The organism is Catenuloplanes japonicus (genome assembly GCF_000717135.1).
Lineage (GTDB): Bacteria > Actinomycetota > Actinomycetes > Mycobacteriales > Micromonosporaceae > Catenuloplanes > Catenuloplanes japonicus.
On sequence record NZ_JNXY01000001.1, the window covers coordinates 713,525 to 729,461 of the forward strand.

The following is a 15,937-nucleotide window of genomic DNA, read 5'->3' on the forward strand; positions in this document are numbered from 1 at the left end:
GTTCCCCGATGTCGTGCGGTGCCCCGCGCCGCAACCATGGAGACCCGTGCTCTGGGCGATGATGCCCACGGAGAAGTCCGACCCCGCGCCCGCCTGAACCCGGGGGTGGGTGGGGCCCGCACGCCCCACCCACCCCGCGACCCGCTAAACGGCGACCCTCCGCGGCCGAATGGGTAGGCGTGACCCGTACCGCGGAAGTAGTGGCTCTGGTGGGTTTGTTCCGATCCAACGGGCCTTCCTGGCTGCTGGCCGGGCTCTGCGCGTCCGCGATCGCCGTCGCGAACCTGACCGGCGGCGACGTGGCGGACTACACCTACCTGGTCGCGATCGTCGTCGCGATCGCGGGCACGGTGGTCGGGCTGATGCGCAACCAGACGCCGGCGAACCGGCGGCCGTGGCTGGCGATAGTCGCCGCCGAGCTGTGCTTCTTCCTGGCGCTGCTGCTGCCGAACGACGTCACGGACGGCGACGAGACGGCGGCGCTGGCCAGCGACCTGGCACAGATCGCCGGATACCTGCTGATCGCGAGCGCGCTCACGGCGCTGATCCGGCAGCGACGTGCCGACCGGGACGACCCGGCCAGGGCGGACGCGCTGGTCGTGGTGCTCGTCTCCGCGCTGCTGTCCTGGATCGTCATCGTCGAGCCGATGCTGTGGCAACCGGGCGGAAGCCACCTGCTGGACGTGCTGGACGGGATCAAGCCCGCCTTCGACGTGGTGGCGGTGGTCGCGTCGATCCAGCTCGTGGCCGCGAGCCGGCGCCGGACACCGGGGCTGTGGATGCTGGGTCTCGCGCTGGCCGGCGTCTTCTCCTGCGACCTCTACCGGGCGCTGTTCGCGTCCGGGCACTCCGCGTTCGTCGGCGCGCTGAACGACGCGCTGGTGCTGATCGGCTTCTTCGGCATCGCGGCCGCGTCGCTGCACCCGTCCATCCGCCGGGTCTCCCGCCCGCAGGCGGTCGCGCTGCGCCGGCTCGGCGCCGGCCGTACCGTGTGGCTGGCCGCCGTGCTGATGCTGCCGGTCGCGACGATGGCGATCTGGATCCCGGAGTCGCCCCCGGCCGGCTACGTGCGGCTCGGCCTGTCGCTGCTGCTCACGCTGGTCGTGATCGGCCGGCTCGTGCGCACCACGGACGCGCGCTTCGAACGTGAGCAGAGCGCGAGCCGCCGGGCCGCGCACGACGACCTGACCGGGCTGCCGAACCGGGCCCGGTTCTACGAGGAGCTCGGCCTGGCCGCCGCGGAGCCGGAGCGGCAGTTCGCGCTGCTGATGATCGACCTGAACGACTTCAAGCAGGTCAACGACGTGCACGGGCATCAGGCCGGGGACGCGGTCCTGGTCGCGTTCGGCGACCTGCTGCACCAGAGCACGCGCGAGGCGGACATCTCGGCCCGGCTCGGCGGCGACGAGTTCGCCGTGCTGCTGAACGTGGCGACCACCGAGGAGGCGGTCACGGTCGCGGAACGCATCGTGCGGACCGCGGCGGCCCGGCAGGTCCCGGTCGGCGACCGGACGACCGCCATCTCGTGCAGCATCGGCATCGCGATGACCGAGCCGGTCGCGGCGGGACGGGTGGAGATGACCGAGCTCATGCACCGCGCGGATCAGGCGATGTACGCGGCCAAGCGGATGCGTACCAGCGGCTGGCAGTTCTACGCCGGCGCGCTGACCGATGCGGTCCGGGCCCGTCCGGACCACGCGTGGCTGCCGGACGAGCACTGAACCGCGCCGGTGGTCAGAGCATCAGCGACACGGTCGGCAGCACGTCGAACGCGAGCCGGCCGTGGTCCTCGGCCAGCGTGTACGGCGTGAAGAACGGGTGCCGGGTGCCGACCGCGACGTCCCGCCAGAACCGCTGCAGCGGATTGCCGTCCGCGAACCCGCTCGCCCCGTGCAGGTCGAGCAGCAGCTCCATCGCCTCACGGCACTCCCGGGCGGCCGTGGACAGCTCGATGCGCAGGTCCATCCGCTCCGCGATCGGCAGCTGCCCGCCGGGCGGCAGCGCGTCGAGGACGTCGGCCACCCGGACGGCACGCCGCATCGCCGAGTCGGTACGCCGCGCCGCCTCGGTGAACCAGTACCGCCCGAGCGGGGAGTCCGCGACCCGGGCGTAGGTCGTCATGTACGGCGCCCGGCCACCGGCGATCGCGGCCGCGACCAGCTCCCGCGCCCCCATGGTCGCCCCGATCATCGGGGCGAGCGCGGCCAGTCCACCGGCGAAGAGCAGCACCGGCGGGATCGACTGCGCCGCACTCGCCGCGTCCGGGAAGCTCGCGAACCCGTCCGGCACGAAGACGTCCTCGGCCACCAGCGTGTGGCTGCTCGTACCGGCGAGTCCGGCGGCCTTCCAGGTCTGCTCCACCGACAGGTCGGAGAGCGGCATCGCGACCATGGCCATCCCGTCCGGCATCGGCAGTCCGACGACGGCCCAGGACGCGAGCTCGGAACCGGACGCCATCGCCCACCGCCCCGAGACCCGCAGGCGGCCGGGCACCCGTACCCCGGTGGAAGCCTGCGACATCACGGCGGAGGCGCAGACCACCGCGTCCGGGTCGGCCAGGATCGCGTCCTGGGCCGCCTCCGGCACCATCAGCCGGTTCACGCTCTTGCCCACGGCGCTCAGGCCGACGACCCACGCGGTGGACGGGCAGCCGCTGCCGAGCGTGGCGAGCACGTCCACGAGGGTACGCAGATCGGCCTCGTGCCCGCCCGCCGCGCGCGGCACGGTGAGCGCGAACAGCCCGGCGTCCCGCACCGCGGCCGCGCTGTCCGGCGCCGGCCTCAGTTCGCGTTCGGTGCGTGCCGCGTTCTCCAGCAGCGTCGGCACCGTCTTGCGGGCAGCATCCAGCAACATCTCGTTCATGACAGGTGATTCATCCTTCGTGCAGGGGGAAAATGCAGGTCAGCCCAGGCGGGTGGCGGCCAGGCGGACGGCGTCGAGCGAGCCGGGTTCCGCGGTATACACGATGGCGCGCAGGTCGCCCTCGTGGATCGTCACGATGTCGCAGTCCACCGTGAGCTCTCCGACGACCGGATGGCGCCGGGTGAGCTGGTGAGGCCGCTCCGCGTAGTCCACCCGTGACTCCCACATGGCGACGAACGACTCGCTCGCCGCCCGCAGGTCGGCGACCAGGTCCGACAGCCACTCGTCGTGCGGATACCGCAGCGCGGTGGACCGCAGGTCGGCGACGATCGCGTACTGGAAACGCAGCTCCGACTCGGACCCCGGCGGGGCCCATCCGTCCGCGCCGGTGAAGGCACGCCAGGCCAGGTTGCGCGCCCGTCCGTCGGGGATGCTCGACATGGCGCACATCGCCTCGCAGGCGGTGTTCCAGGCGAGCACGGTCCAGGCCGCGTCCATGACGCAGATCGGAATGTCGCCGAGCCGGTCGAGCATGCGCCGCGTGCCGGGACCCACCTCGTACGGCACCCGGCCGACCCGGGCCGGCACGTGCCCGGCGAGCGAGCAGAGGTACTCGTACTCGGCGCGGGACAGCCGCAGGGTCCGGGCGAGCGCGTGCAGCACCTGGGCGGACGGCCGCCCGTGGCCCTGCTCGAGCCGCTTGACGTACTCGGCGGACACACCGGCCGCGGCGGCCAGCTCGTCCCGGCGCATTCCTGGCGTGCGCCGACGCGTGGGCGACCAGGACCCGCCCGGTGGCGGGTCCGCGCGCTCACGCCAGCGCCGTAGCGCTGTGCCGAGATCGTTGCCTGGGATCACCTGGAAAGGATCTCCCATCGTCGCGGTTCCAGCCTGGCCCGAAAAATAACAGCCAGACCCTGATCATCCGTGATCCTGCGCTGCCAGGCGGCGGTGAACTCCGGGAACCGCTGTCCGCGACCTCCCCGTGCTACGGCCGGGCGACGGTGCTCTCCCGGACCAGCAGCGTGTGCCCGGCGCGTATCTCGGCCGGCGCGGGGATCGGGCCCGTAGTGCCGTCGATGAGCGCGACCAGGCCGCCGACCGCGAGCGTGGCGATCTGCTGTTTGTCCGGGACGACCGTGCTGAGGCTGGGCGTGCTGAACTCGCCCTCCTCGATGCCGTCGATGCCGATCACGGCGACGTCCTCCGGCACGCGTATGCCGGCCCGGGTCAGCGCGCGCATCGCACCGAGCGCGAGCAGGTCGTTGTAGCAGAAGATCGCGTCGGGCGGCGAGGGCAGCGCCATCAGCTCCAGCGCGGCCGCCGCACCGAGCCGGCGGTGGAAGTGGACCGTGGGCCGGATCAGCGCGGGATCGAGCGGGATCCCGGCCCGCTCAAGAGCCTGGCGATACCCGGCGGTACGCAGCTGCGCGGTGTCCCCGGTCGCATAGGGCTGGTCGCCGATCGCCGCGATCCGCCTCCGCCCGAGCCCGATCAGGTGCGTGGTCGCGTCCCGGGCCGCGGCCACGTTGTCGATCGCGACGTGCGAGAAGCTGCCGTCGAAGATGTGCTCGCCGAGCAGCATGATCGGCGTGCGGTTGCCGCGGTGGCGCAGGTCGTCGGCGCTGAGCGTGAGCGGGCTGAGGATCAGGCCGTCGAACAGCGCCAGGCGTGAGTTGCGGGTGAGCAGCTCGCGCTCGCGGTCCGGGTCCGCGTCTGTCTGGTCGACCAGCACGGCGTACCCGTGCTCGCGGCCGGAGGCGATCACCGCACGGGCCAGCTCGGCGAAGTAGGGGACGTCCAGCTCCGGCACGACCAGGCAGAGCAGGCCGGTGCGGCCTTGCTTGAGGTTGCGGGCGATCAGGTTCGGGCGGTAGTCGAGTTCGGCGAGCGCGGCCTCGACCTTGACCCGCAGCGCGTCGGAGACCGGGGCGTAGCCGTTCACCACGTTCGACACGGTGCGGATGGAGACCCCGGCTCGCGCGGCCACGTCCCGCAGTGTCGCGTCGCGCATCTGTTCGTTCCTCCCCGGATGGCCTTCCCCGAACACGACGATCTTAGGTCTTGCATCGCTGCAGAGTTGCGTGCAGTCTGTCTGCAACGATGCAGAGCTGCCACCAGCTCAAACACCTGGAGTTGCCATGAGCACGCCCATCCACTCCGCCCTGACCCGCCGATCCCTGTTGCGCGGTGCCGCCGGCGCCGGTGCCCTGGCCGCGGCCGGCGGTGCGCTCGCCGCCTGCGGCGGTACCGACAACTCGTCCCCGACCGCGCTGACCGCGTCCGACAGCGGGCCGCTCAGCGGGTCGATCACCATCTGGAGCCGCTCCGGCGACCTGTTCAAGGTCTTCGACGCGGCGATCGCCAAGTTCCGGGCGGCCAACCCGGGCGTGACCGTCGACCACCAGGCCGTGGACATCGACGCCAAGCTGGCCAACACCCTCATCTCCGGCGCCGGCGTGCCGGACGGCTCGTTCTGGGACGACGCGAAGATCGCCGGGCAGGCCGAGCACCTGTACGACCTGAGCGCGCTCATCGCGCCGTACCGGGACCAGATCGCCCCGCAGAAGCTGTCCGTCAACACCGTGGACGGCAAGGTCTTCGGCGTGCCGTGGGACCTCAACCCCGGCCTGCTCTACTACCGCGCCGACCTGCTGGAGCAGGCCGGCGTCGACCCGGCGGGCCTGGCCACCTACGACGACCTGCTCACCGCGTCCCGCGCGCTGCGCGAGCGCAACGCCCAGGCCAAGCCGATCCACCTCGACGCCGACCCGTTCCTCGGCCAGCTGTGGCTGGAGATGCTCGCCAACCAGCAGGGCACCAGCCTCAGCGACGACAAGGGCGCGCTGCGGCTCGACTCGCCGGAGTACCGGCGGATCTTCACCTGGATCAAGCAGGCCGTCGACGACAAGCTGGTCACGCACACGCCCTACCTGAAGCCGGCCGACCTGGCCGCGCTGGAGGACGGCACCCAGGCGTTCGTGCCGTGGGCGATCTGGTTCGACTTCGCGCCGCAGACGCTGCTCAGCCGCACCAAGGGCCTGTGGCGGGCCGCGCCGCTGCCGGCCTGGACGCCCGGCGGCGCGCGCAGTGGCGCGATGGGCGGCAGCAGCTTCGTCATCCCGGCCAAGGCGAAGAACCCGGAGCTGGCCTGGCGGCTGTACGAGTTCATGACCGTCAAGACCGACGGCATCAGCTCGGTGTACGGGCCGAGCGCCACCTACCCCGGCGGCCTGAATACCTCGATCCCGGCCTACCTGCCCGCGGCCGACCCGGCGAAGCCGCTGTTCCAGCCGATCGAGGCGCTCGGCGGCCAGGATCTGTGGAAGGTCGCGACCGAGGCCGCGAAGACCATCCCGGCCGCCGCGCCGATCCCGGCCTGGTGGGCGAAGTCCGTCGACTACCTCGGCGACAACCTGCAGCGGCTGATCCAGGGCCAGATGACGCCGGACGACGTGATCGCGGAGTCGACGACGCAGATTCAGCGGAACCTGGTGGACCGGGCCTGACGTCGATGACCCTGTCCCGCCGGCTCACGCCGTACCTCTACATCCTGCCCTTTCTCCTGGTCTTCGCGGCCTTCGGCGCGTACCCGCTGGCGTACGCGCTACGGCTGAGCCTCACCCGCTGGACCGGGGCCGGCGAACCCCGCTGGATCGGCCTGGACAACTACACCTACCTGCTGACCAGCCCGGAGTTCTGGGCGTCGCTGGGCAACAGCGCGGTGATCTGGCTGCTGGTCGTGCCGATCCAGATGGTCGCCGGACTCGGCGCGGCCGTGCTGCTGTCCAACGCCCGGCTGCGGCTGCGCGGCGCGTTCCGGGTGGCGTTCATCGCGCCGTTCGTCACGCCGCTGGTGGCCATGGCCCAGGTCTGGATCGTGGTCTTCGACCAGGATCACGGCCTGGTCAACCACGCGCTGAACCTGGTCGGCCTGCCGGACGTCGGCTGGCTGACCAGCACCGCCTGGTCCAAGCCGACGCTCGCGCTGCTGTTCCTGTGGAAGACCACCGGCTTCGCGATCATCATCCTGCTGGCCGGGCTGCAGTCGGTGCCGGCGCCGGTCTACGAGGCGGCCGAGATCGACGGCGCCTCGCGGTGGCGGCAGTTCTGGTCGATGACCGTGCCGCTGATGCGGCGCAGCCTGTCGTTCCTGCTCGTCATCCAGACGCTGGCGGTGTTCCAGATGTTCGCCGAGCCGTTCGTGGTCACCCAGGGCGGCCCGTTCGGCTCGACGACCACCGCCGGGCTCTACCTCTACGACCACATCACCGCCTCCGACCTGGGCACCGGCGCGGCCAACTCGTTCCTGCTGGTGATCCTGGTCTTCGCGCTGTCCCTGGTCTCCGTCCGACTCCTGCGAGCCCACGATGAATGACAAACGGCCCGGCGTCGTCACCTATCTGCTGCTCGGCGCGCTGTCGCTGCTGTTCCTCTATCCGATCTGGTGGGCGGTCAGCTCCTCGTTCAAGCCGGCCGCCGAGATCATCAGTGACCCGCTCGGCTTCGGCCTCGGCCGCGCCACGCTCGACGGCTACCGCGCGATGCTGGCGGACGTGCCGATCGGCACCGGCTTCGCGAACACCGCGCTGGTGCTCGCGATCAAGGGCGGCATGACGATGTTCTTCTGCCCGCTCGCCGGGTACGCGTTCGCCAAGTTCCACTTCCCCGGCAAGAACCTGCTCTTCGGGCTCGTGCTGCTCACGCTGATGCTGCCCACGCTCGTGCTGATCATCCCGCTGCTGCTGGAGATGAGCGCGCTGGGTTGGGTGAACACGTACCAGGCGCTGATCCTGCCGGGCAGCATCGACGCGTTCAGCATCTTCTGGATGCGGCAGATCATCGCGGCCGTGCCGGACGAGCTGATGGACGCGGGCCGCGTCGACGGCGCCGGCGAGTTCGGCGTCTACCGGCGGATCATCCTGCCGATCATCCGTCCCGGCCTGGCCGGCCTCGCGGTGCTGACCATGATGAACGTCTACAACGACTTCGTCTGGCCGGTCGTGGCCGTCAACGACGAGCGCCATCAGACGCTGCAGGTCGTGCTCTCCACGCTCGCGCAGAACATCACCGGCAACCGGATCGGCGCCGACTTCGCCACCGTCTGGAGCGAGCTGCTGGCCGCCAGCAGCATCGCCATGATCCCGCTGCTCGTCGTCTTCGTCCTGCTGCAACGCCACTTCATCAACGGCATCCTTGCCGGCAGCGTCAAGGGCTGACCCCCCCCCACCACTCACAGGAAGCGACCATCAATGAGCAATTTTCAACCTGGCGAGCAGGTCAACGCTACGCAGGAGTCAACGGGACGGATGTCCATGGGTTGGGACCACGTTGAAAAAGGCTCAATGACGACCCCACGCCCGGAGTACCCGAGGCCGCACTTCGACCGCTCGCACGCCTGGCTCAGCCTGAACGGCGCCTGGGACTTCTCCTTCGGCGAGCCGACGCTCGACCGGACGATCACGGTCCCGTTCGCCTGGGAGACGCCCGCGTCCGGCATCGAGGCGCACTGGCAGCAGACCGGCTGGTACCGGCGCACGATCACGGTCCCGGCGGAGTGGGCCGGCGAGCGGGTCGTGCTGCACGTCGGCGCCGCGCACCACGAGACCGTCATCTGGGTCAACGACACCGAGGTGGTACGGCACCGCGGCGGCTACACGCCGTTCGAGGCGGACATCACGGACGCGCTGACCGGTGCCGGTGAGCAGGAGGTGCGCATCCGGGTCGACGCCCCGGCCGACAAGCGGGAGATCGCGCACGGCAAACAGCGCAGCGTGCCCCGTACCGACTACGACGGCGTGTGTTTCACTCCCTCCTCCGGCATCTGGCAGAGCGTGTGGCTGGAGGCCCGCCCGGCGACCCACCTCACGTCACTGCAGCTGCGTCCGTCCGAAGACCTCAAAGGCATCGATGTGAGGGTACGGGCGGCAGGCGCGCATGCGGCCGGCGCCACGGTCATGGTCGGGCAGCTCCAGGTCACGCTGGACGACGACGGCGAGGGCAGCACCCGCCTGGACATCGCCGCGCCCCGCCTGTGGAGCCCGGCCGACCCGCACCTCTACCACGTCGAGGTGATCCTGGAGACCCCGCACGGCGAGGACCGGGTGACCGGCTACACCGGACTGCGCCGGGTGCGGACCGACGGCGAGGACATCCTGCTCAACGGCGAGCGCCTGTGGGTCAAGGGCGTGCTCGACCAGGGCTACTGGCCACGCACCGGCATCACCGCGCCGACCGACGACGCGCTCGCCCGCGACCTCGAACTCGCCCGCGACCTCGGCTACACGCTGGTCCGCAAGCACCTCAAGCTGGAGGACCCGCGGTTCGCCTACCACGCGGACCGGATGGGCATGCTGCTGTGGTGCGAGCCCGCGTCGACCGGCACGTTCACCGCCGCGTCCACGGTGGCGTTCGAGGACCAGATCGCGCCGATGGTCGACCGGGACGGCAACTCGCCCGCGATCGTGATCTGGGGCCTCTACAACGAGGAGTGGGGCCTGGACTGGGACGTGCCCGGCGACCCGGCCAAGCAGGACGCGGTCGTCGCCGCCTACGAGCGACTGGCCGCGCTGGACCACACCCGCCCGATCGTGGACAACTCCGGCTGGACGCACGTGCGCACCGACCTGCTCGACTGGCACTACTACGACGAGAGCGCGCCCGGCTGGGCCCGCACCCTCGCCGAACTGGAGCGCGGTGCCCGCGACGACTTCCCGGTCAAGCTCGGCCCGGACTTCGTGGTGCAGAAGGCGCTGGCCGTGCCCGGTCAGCCGCTGCGCGGCCTGCCGAACCTCAACAGCGAGTACGGCACCGGATTCACCAGCGTCGAGCGCGGCTGGCACCTGCGCTGGCAGACCCAGGAGCTGCGGCGGTACGACCGGCTCTCCGGCTACGTCTACACCGAGCTCTACGACATCGAGCACGAGTCCGCCGGCCTGCTCACGTTCGACCGCGAGCCGAAGGACCTCGGCGGCGCCGTGCCCGCGGCGGTGAACGCGCCGACCACGCTGGTGCTGGACCTGCTGCCGGTCGCGCCCGGCCGCGACGTCCTCGGCGGCACGGCGGAGGTCGCGGTGCACGTCTCGCACCACGGCACCGAGCTGTTCACCGGCCGGGTGCGCACCGCCTGGGGCACGGTCTACTCGACCGAGCCGGTGACCGAGCCGGTCGACGGCCCGGCGGTCGAGGCGAAGCCGTTCACGCTGAGCGACCCGGCCACGGTCACCGCGACGCTGCCGGACGGCTGGGCCTCCGGCCGCCTGCACCTGACCGCGGTCACCGCGGACGGGACCGTGGCGGCGCGGGCCGCGATCGACGTGGACCGCAGCACCGCGCCGCACATCGGCGACGACCCGACGGTCTGAGACGTGCGGGGCCGGTCATGCCGGCCCCGCACACTCCGCACTCAGGCCGGCAGGTTCCAGACCTGGGTGAACAGGCCGTTGCAGTCGTAGATCTGCAGGTCGGTGCCGTCGGCGGTGTTGCCCTCCGGCAGGTCCAGGCAACGCCCGGACTGCGGGTTGCGGAGGCTGCCGTTCGACTGCGGCACCCACTGCTGCGCCGGCGCGCCGGGCAGGCAGTCCCACAGCTGGACCTTGCTGAGGTTCGCCGAGCCGTTCGCGGTGATGTCCATGCACTTGCCGAACGCCCGGATCGTGCCGTCCGCGGACCGGGACCAGCGCTGGCCGGTCGCGATCCCGCACGTGTAGAGCTGCACGGCCCGGCCGGCGTCCGCGGTGTTCGTGTCCACGTCCACGCACTTGCCGGCCGGGCCGGTGATCTGGCCGGTCGGGCCGGGCAGCGTGCCGATGCCGAACCGCAGCTGGCACTGGGAGCCCTGCAGCAGCGTCGCCGCCAGGTACAGGAACGTGGTGCCGTCCTCACGCGGGATCGCCGGGGTGGAGTAGCCGGGGCAGGACGGCACGCCCGGGGCGTACCCTCCGGTGGGGTTGACCAGCACCGGGGCTTCGAGCTCGGTCCAGGGGCCCTGGCCGAGGGTGGTGTTCTGGAACAGCACGGTGCCGGACTCGGCCAGCACCGCCTTGTTGCCGGTCGGGCCGGAGACGACGCGCTGGCCGGAGAGCAGGACCGTGCCGTTCGGGCCGCCGCCGGGCTGCCACGAGACGTACGGCGTGTGCAGCAGCTCGCGGGCGTCCGTCGTGGTGACCAGCGTGCCGGTCGAGCCAAGTGCGCCCCAGTTCAGCCCGTCGTCGCTGAACTTGACGTAGACCTCGCAGGCGTGGTCCGCGTTCGTGGCGTCGCGGCACATCTCGTACGACATGATGAACTGGCCGTTGGGCAGCTCCGCGAACGTCTGCATGCCCGGTCGCCGCAGGTTGTCGGCCGGGAAGGCCACGTCCTGCGTGATCGTGCTGCTCCAGCTCACGCCGCCGTTCGTGGACGTGTAGTGCCCGATGATCTGGTTGTTCGTGGCCGAGTTCGCGGGCCGCTCGTCCGAGATGAAGCAGGCGAGCGTGCCGTTGTCCGCGACCAGGAACGTCGGCTCCCAGATGCCGTGACCCCAGGTGTTCGGCAGCCCGGACGTCTGCGTGCAGACGGACAGGTACTGCCAGGACTGCCCCTGGTTCGTGCTCTTGAAGACCTCCACCTTCTGCGTGGTGTAGTCGCCCACGTGCCAGGCGGTGCCGGCCGCGAGGATGTCGCCCGCGTTCAGCCCCGGGATGCTGCGCGGCACCTCGAACAGCGTCGGCGCCTCCAGGTCCCAGCCCGCGGTGTTGGACGACAGCGACGAGATCTGGGTCCAGCTGGTGCCGCCGTTGGTGCTGCGGTAGATCGGCAGCGTGGTCGGGCCGTTGTGCCCGCCCCGGGCGAACGTGGCCAGCATCGTCTGGTTAGCGGAGCCGTCGTTGACGACCCGGATCGCCCGCGGGTAGCCGGCGGTGCCGTTGGGGAACGCCCCGAGGTCGGGGGAGTAGAGCACCTGACCGGGCTGGGCCGCCGCGGCCGGCGTGGCCACGGCGACGGCGGAACCGGCCAGGACGAGCAGCAGGCCGGCGAGGGCCGCGGCTCTCGATCGCGGGCGTGGCAAAGCGGATGCCTCCATGAGGTGCCCTCCATAGCGCGTCGTGAATGCCCCTTACCATGCAACTGTTTTGCCATCGTTGCAAGACCGCGAACGCGAGTTTTGCCATCGTTGCAGAGATTGTTTCCAATCAGTTACGACTCACCCGGTGGGGAGGGTGTCAACGACGGCCGCGCGTGCTCTCCCTGGCGAGCAGCGTGTGCCGGGCGCGGATCTCGGCCGGGGCCGGGGTGCCGTCGATGTGCGCGACCAGACCACCCACCGCGAGCGACGCGATCTGCCGCTTGTCCGGGACGACCGTGCTGAGGCTGGGCGTGGCGAACTCGCCCTCCTCGATGCCGTCGATCCCGATCACGGCCACGTCGTCCGGCACCCGCAGCCCCGCGTCGTGCAGCGCCCGGATGGCGCCCAGCGCCAGCAGGTCGTTGTAGCAGAAGATCGCGTCCGGCGGCTCCGGCAACGCCATCAGCTCCCGCGTCGCCGCCGCCCCGAGCCGGCGGTGGAACCGCGCGGTCGGCCGGACCAGGGCCGGATCGTAGGGCAGCCCGGCCCGCTCCAGCGCCTGCCGGTAACCGGCCGTCCGCAACCGCGCGGTGTCGCCGGACGGATCGGGCTGGTCACCGATCGCCGCGATCCGCCGCCGCCCGAGCCCGATCAGGTGCGCGGTCGCGTCCCGCGCCGCCGCCACGTTGTCGATCGCCACGTGCGTGAAGCTGCCGTCGAAGACGTGCTCGCCGAGCAGCACGACCGGCGTACGGTTGCCACGGTTGCGCAGGTCGTCCGCGCTGAGCGTGAGCGGGCTCAGGATCAGGCCGTCGAACAGCGCCAGCCGCGAGTTACGGGTCAGCAGCTGCCGCTCCCGCTCCGGGTCCGCATCGGTCTGGTCCAGCATCACCGCGTAACCGTGCTCCCGGCCCGCGTTGATCACGGCGCGCGCCAGCTCGGCGAAGTAGGGCACGTCCAGCTCCGGCACCACCAGGCAGAGCAGGCCGGTACGACCCTGCTTGAGGTTGCGGGCGATCAGGTTCGGCTGATAGTCCAGCTCGGTCAGCGCCTGCTCGACCCGGGCCCGCATCGCGTCCGAGACCGGCGCATACCCGTTGACCACATTGGACACGGTGCGGATGGAGACCCCGGCGCGGGCCGCCACGTCCCGCAGCCTGGCGTTGCTCATCGCACTTCCCTCCGGCCGGCTCCCGCACAGCCTATCGCCGGTGTCCCGGACCGATCGTCAGGTCCGGGAGAGGTCCCAGAGGCGGATCGTCCCGTCCACGCTGCTGCTGGCGAGCGTCCGCCCGTCGGGTGCGAACGTGACGTCGTAGACCGAGGCGGTGTGGCCGTCGACGACGCCCAGCGGGTCCCCGGCCGACGACACGAGCCGGACCTCGGTGCCGACGCGACAGACGTACGCGGCGGTCGCGCCGCCAGGCGCCAGAGCCACGGCGTCGACCCACCGGGACTCGGGGCAGCGGAGCGTGGCGAGCGTGGTGCGGTCGGCCCAGCTCCAGATCCGGGCGGTGCCGTCGCCGCTGTCCGTGGCCATCCGTTCGCCGGTCGTGTCGAACCGGACGTCGTACACCTGATCGGTGTGCCCGGCGAACGGCGGCAGCACCTCGCCGGTGGCCGGGTTCACGACCCGTACCTCGGTGCGGGCGGCGACGGCGAGCAGGCCGTCTCCCGGGTGGTACGCCAGCGCGTTGTCGAGCCAGGCGTCCTCGTCCTCGAGGAGCATGTTCGTCTCGCCGGAGCTCAGGTCGCGGAGCAAGACGCTCCTGCCCGACCCGATCGCCAGGGCCCTGCCGTCCGGGCTGACGGCGACGGCCGTCGCCCCGCCGCCGAACTCGGCGAGCTGCCCGCCGGTGGCGACGTCCCACACCCTGGTGCCACCCTGATAGCTCGTCGTCGCGACGGTCCGGCCGTCGGGGGCGAACGAGACGTCCACGTCGTTGTTGGTGTCGCCGTCGCGGAGGGTGGCGAGCAGGCGGCCGGTGCCCGTCTCCCACAGCCGTACCAGCCGGTCGTCGCCGTCCTCAGCCCGCCCGGCCGCGGCGATGACGGTCCCGTCCGGGCTGAACCACACCCGCATCGCCTGCATGCCGGCCGCGATGGCCCGGCTGCGGTACGTGTCGGTCGCCTGCGCCGCCACCGCGGTCGCCGCGACCACGACCACGGCGGCGGTCGTCGCCACGAGCCCGCGCCCGGCGGCGGACAGGCGGCGCAGGCCGACCGCGACGGCCGCGCCGACCAGCGCGATCGAGGCGAGCGCGCACCACTCGGCGACCGGCGCCGGCAGCGCTGCCCAGCCGCCCGGGTGCCGGAGGCCGTCGTGGAGGCGGAGCAGGACCGCGACAAGGGCGAGCACGGCGGCGGTCAGCGGCAGGCGGCGCAGCGCACCCGGCAGCGGGCGTTGCCGGGCGCACGCGACGCCGGCGAGCACGGCGGCGAGGGCGGCCAGCGCGTCCCATCCGAAGTAGATCCACACCCGCCACCCGGGAATGACACCGGCCAGGCCGAAGAACGGATCCTCCAGAGTCAGCTGCGCGTACGCCGCCGGGCGCAGCACCAGCAGCGGCACGAGAACGCCCAGTGCCCATCGGCCCGGCCGGCCACCGGCACCGGTCGTGAACAGCGCGAACACCACCGCGAGCGGCACGGTGGCCGTGGCCCACGACGCCAGGCCGCCGAGTCCGGCGGCGGCGGCCACCAGGGCAAGGACGAGCGCCGGCACGGCCAGGCCGCCGAGAACGCGGGCGAGCGTGGGGAGCGCGGGCGCGGCCGGGGGAGGCGGGGGACCGGTCGTGGCGAGCGCGGGCTCGGTCGTGGCGAGCGCGGGACCGGCCGTGGCGAGCGCGGGGAGTGCCGGTGCGGTCGTGGATCCGGCGGGCGGAACCGCAGGCGGGGCGGTCGAGGCCGGCTCCGCTCCCTGCGGCGGGCCCGGCTCCGCGTGCGTGTGGAGGCTGCCCTCCGCCACCACCAGCTCCGGCGTCTCGGTCACGATCGGCGGCATCCGCAGCGCCCGGTGCAGCAGGCTCGCCGCCAGCGGCACCCGGCTGCCGCCCCCGACCAGCACCACCCCGGCGACCTCCTCCCGGCGTATCCCGGAATCGGCCAGCACCCGCAACGTCAGCGCCACGGTCCGGTCGAGCGGCCCCCGCGCCGCCGCCTCGAACTCCTCCCGGGTCAGAAGCACATCAGACCCCAGCAGCGGTACGTGCAGCGACGCGCTCGGATGCCGCGACAGCTGCTCCTTCGCCGCCCTGGCGGCCAGCCACAACTGGTGCCGGGCCTGCGAGTCCGCCGACGTCCGCGGCCACTCCAGCCGCCCCCACTCGTCCGTCGCCCCGCCGGTGCGTGTCCGGGCGTGCCCGACGACCTCCGCGTCCAGGTCCAGCCCGCCGACGTCGTCGAGCCCGTCACAGGCCAGCACCTCGAACCCGCCGGCCGTCCGCCGGACCACGCTGACGTCGAACGTGCCCGCCCCGAGGTCGTAGACGATCAGCGCCCGTCCGTCCGGAACCCGCCGTTCCAGCACCCCGGTCAGGTAGGCCGCAGCCGCGACCGGCTCGGCAACGGTGCTGACGGTGGTGAAGCCCGCCTTGCCCGCGGCTTCGAGCAGCGTGTCGACGCGGCTGCGCCCCCAGTTCGCCGGGTGGGTGAGGACCACCTCGTCCGGCGGTCCGCCGGCGACGCGCCGGGCCTCCGCACCGGCCCGGCGCAGCACCGCCGCGATCAGGTCGGTCGTGGAGACCTCCCGGTCGCCGAGCCAGACCACGCCGTCGTCGATCCGCCGCTTCGGGTTCGCCTCGAACGACGCCGGATCCGGCACCGCGGCCCGCTCCGCGTCGCCCCCGGTCAGCAGCGCCCCGTCCGCCCCTGCGGCCACCGCGGACGACAGCAGCGGCGACGAGTCGAACAGCAGCGGCGCGGCCGCCCGCCCCGGCATCGACAGCACCGCGATCGTCGTGGAGGTCCCGAAGTCGATACCCAGGCGGTACGCGGTCATCCGGCCACCCTAAGGCCGCCCGACAACCA

General features: G+C 72.2%; 11 protein-coding genes. 5 read left to right on the forward strand and 6 right to left on the reverse strand.

Features of this window, described 5'->3' with window-relative positions; all coding sequences use genetic code 11:
• Nucleotides 1-209 precede the first annotated feature (209 nt).
• Nucleotides 210-1,721 (forward strand): GGDEF domain-containing protein, encoded by a 1,512-nt coding sequence (locus tag OP04_RS03340; RefSeq protein WP_033337819.1) that lies wholly within the window; start codon nucleotides 210-212, stop codon nucleotides 1,719-1,721.
• 13 nt (nucleotides 1,722-1,734) lie between these two features.
• Here OP04_RS03340 and OP04_RS03345 read toward each other — a convergent pair whose 3' ends face one another.
• The 3 genes from OP04_RS03345 to OP04_RS03355 form a co-directional block, all read right to left on the reverse strand.
• On the reverse strand, nucleotides 1,735-2,862 hold the full coding sequence (locus OP04_RS03345) for an acyl-CoA dehydrogenase family protein (protein WP_051797005.1): 1,128 nt from the start codon (nucleotides 2,860-2,862) through the stop codon (nucleotides 1,735-1,737).
• A gap of 39 nt (nucleotides 2,863-2,901) precedes the next feature.
• Complete coding sequence (locus OP04_RS03350) at nucleotides 2,902-3,720, reverse strand: helix-turn-helix domain-containing protein (RefSeq protein WP_198153672.1); 819 nt, start codon at nucleotides 3,718-3,720, stop codon at nucleotides 2,902-2,904.
• Between the two features lie 130 nt (nucleotides 3,721-3,850).
• Nucleotides 3,851-4,876 carry a LacI family DNA-binding transcriptional regulator gene (locus OP04_RS03355; protein WP_033337821.1) on the reverse strand — a complete coding sequence of 342 codons (1,026 nt, stop codon included), beginning with the start codon at nucleotides 4,874-4,876 and terminating at the stop codon, nucleotides 3,851-3,853.
• 127 nt (nucleotides 4,877-5,003) lie between these two features.
• Between OP04_RS03355 and OP04_RS03360 the strand changes: the two genes are divergently transcribed.
• The 4 genes from OP04_RS03360 to OP04_RS03375 all read left to right on the forward strand — a co-directional run bounded on the left by OP04_RS03360 (nucleotide 5,004) and on the right by OP04_RS03375 (nucleotide 10,226).
• Complete coding sequence (locus tag OP04_RS03360) at nucleotides 5,004-6,371, forward strand: extracellular solute-binding protein (protein ID WP_033337822.1); 1,368 nt, start codon at nucleotides 5,004-5,006, stop codon at nucleotides 6,369-6,371.
• A 5-nt stretch (nucleotides 6,372-6,376) separates the two neighbouring features.
• Nucleotides 6,377-7,240, forward strand: a complete 864-nt coding sequence (locus OP04_RS03365) for a carbohydrate ABC transporter permease (protein ID WP_085066169.1) — start codon at nucleotides 6,377-6,379, stop codon at nucleotides 7,238-7,240.
• A complete protein-coding gene (locus OP04_RS03370) occupies nucleotides 7,233-8,081 on the forward strand; it encodes a carbohydrate ABC transporter permease (protein WP_033337823.1) in 849 nt (282 codons plus the stop codon). Before OP04_RS03365 ends, OP04_RS03370 begins: the two co-directional genes overlap by 8 nt.
• Nucleotides 8,082-8,207: 126 nt before the next feature.
• Nucleotides 8,208-10,226, forward strand: coding sequence for a glycoside hydrolase family 2 protein (locus tag OP04_RS03375; RefSeq protein WP_033337824.1), 2,019 nt, complete (start codon nucleotides 8,208-8,210; stop codon nucleotides 10,224-10,226).
• Nucleotides 10,227-10,267: 41 nt separating this feature from the next.
• Here OP04_RS03375 and OP04_RS03380 read toward each other — a convergent pair whose 3' ends face one another.
• The 3 genes from OP04_RS03380 to OP04_RS49100 form a co-directional block, all read right to left on the reverse strand.
• Complete coding sequence (locus tag OP04_RS03380) at nucleotides 10,268-11,926, reverse strand: sialidase family protein (RefSeq protein WP_033337825.1); 1,659 nt, start codon at nucleotides 11,924-11,926, stop codon at nucleotides 10,268-10,270.
• A gap of 139 nt (nucleotides 11,927-12,065) precedes the next feature.
• Nucleotides 12,066-13,079 (reverse strand): LacI family DNA-binding transcriptional regulator, encoded by a 1,014-nt coding sequence (locus tag OP04_RS03385; RefSeq protein WP_033337826.1) that lies wholly within the window; start codon nucleotides 13,077-13,079, stop codon nucleotides 12,066-12,068.
• 57 nt (nucleotides 13,080-13,136) lie between these two features.
• Entirely contained in the window at nucleotides 13,137-15,908 is a 2,772-nt protein-coding gene (locus OP04_RS49100) for an Hsp70 family protein (RefSeq protein WP_051797007.1), read from the reverse strand.
• Between the last annotated feature and the right edge of the window lie 29 nt (nucleotides 15,909-15,937).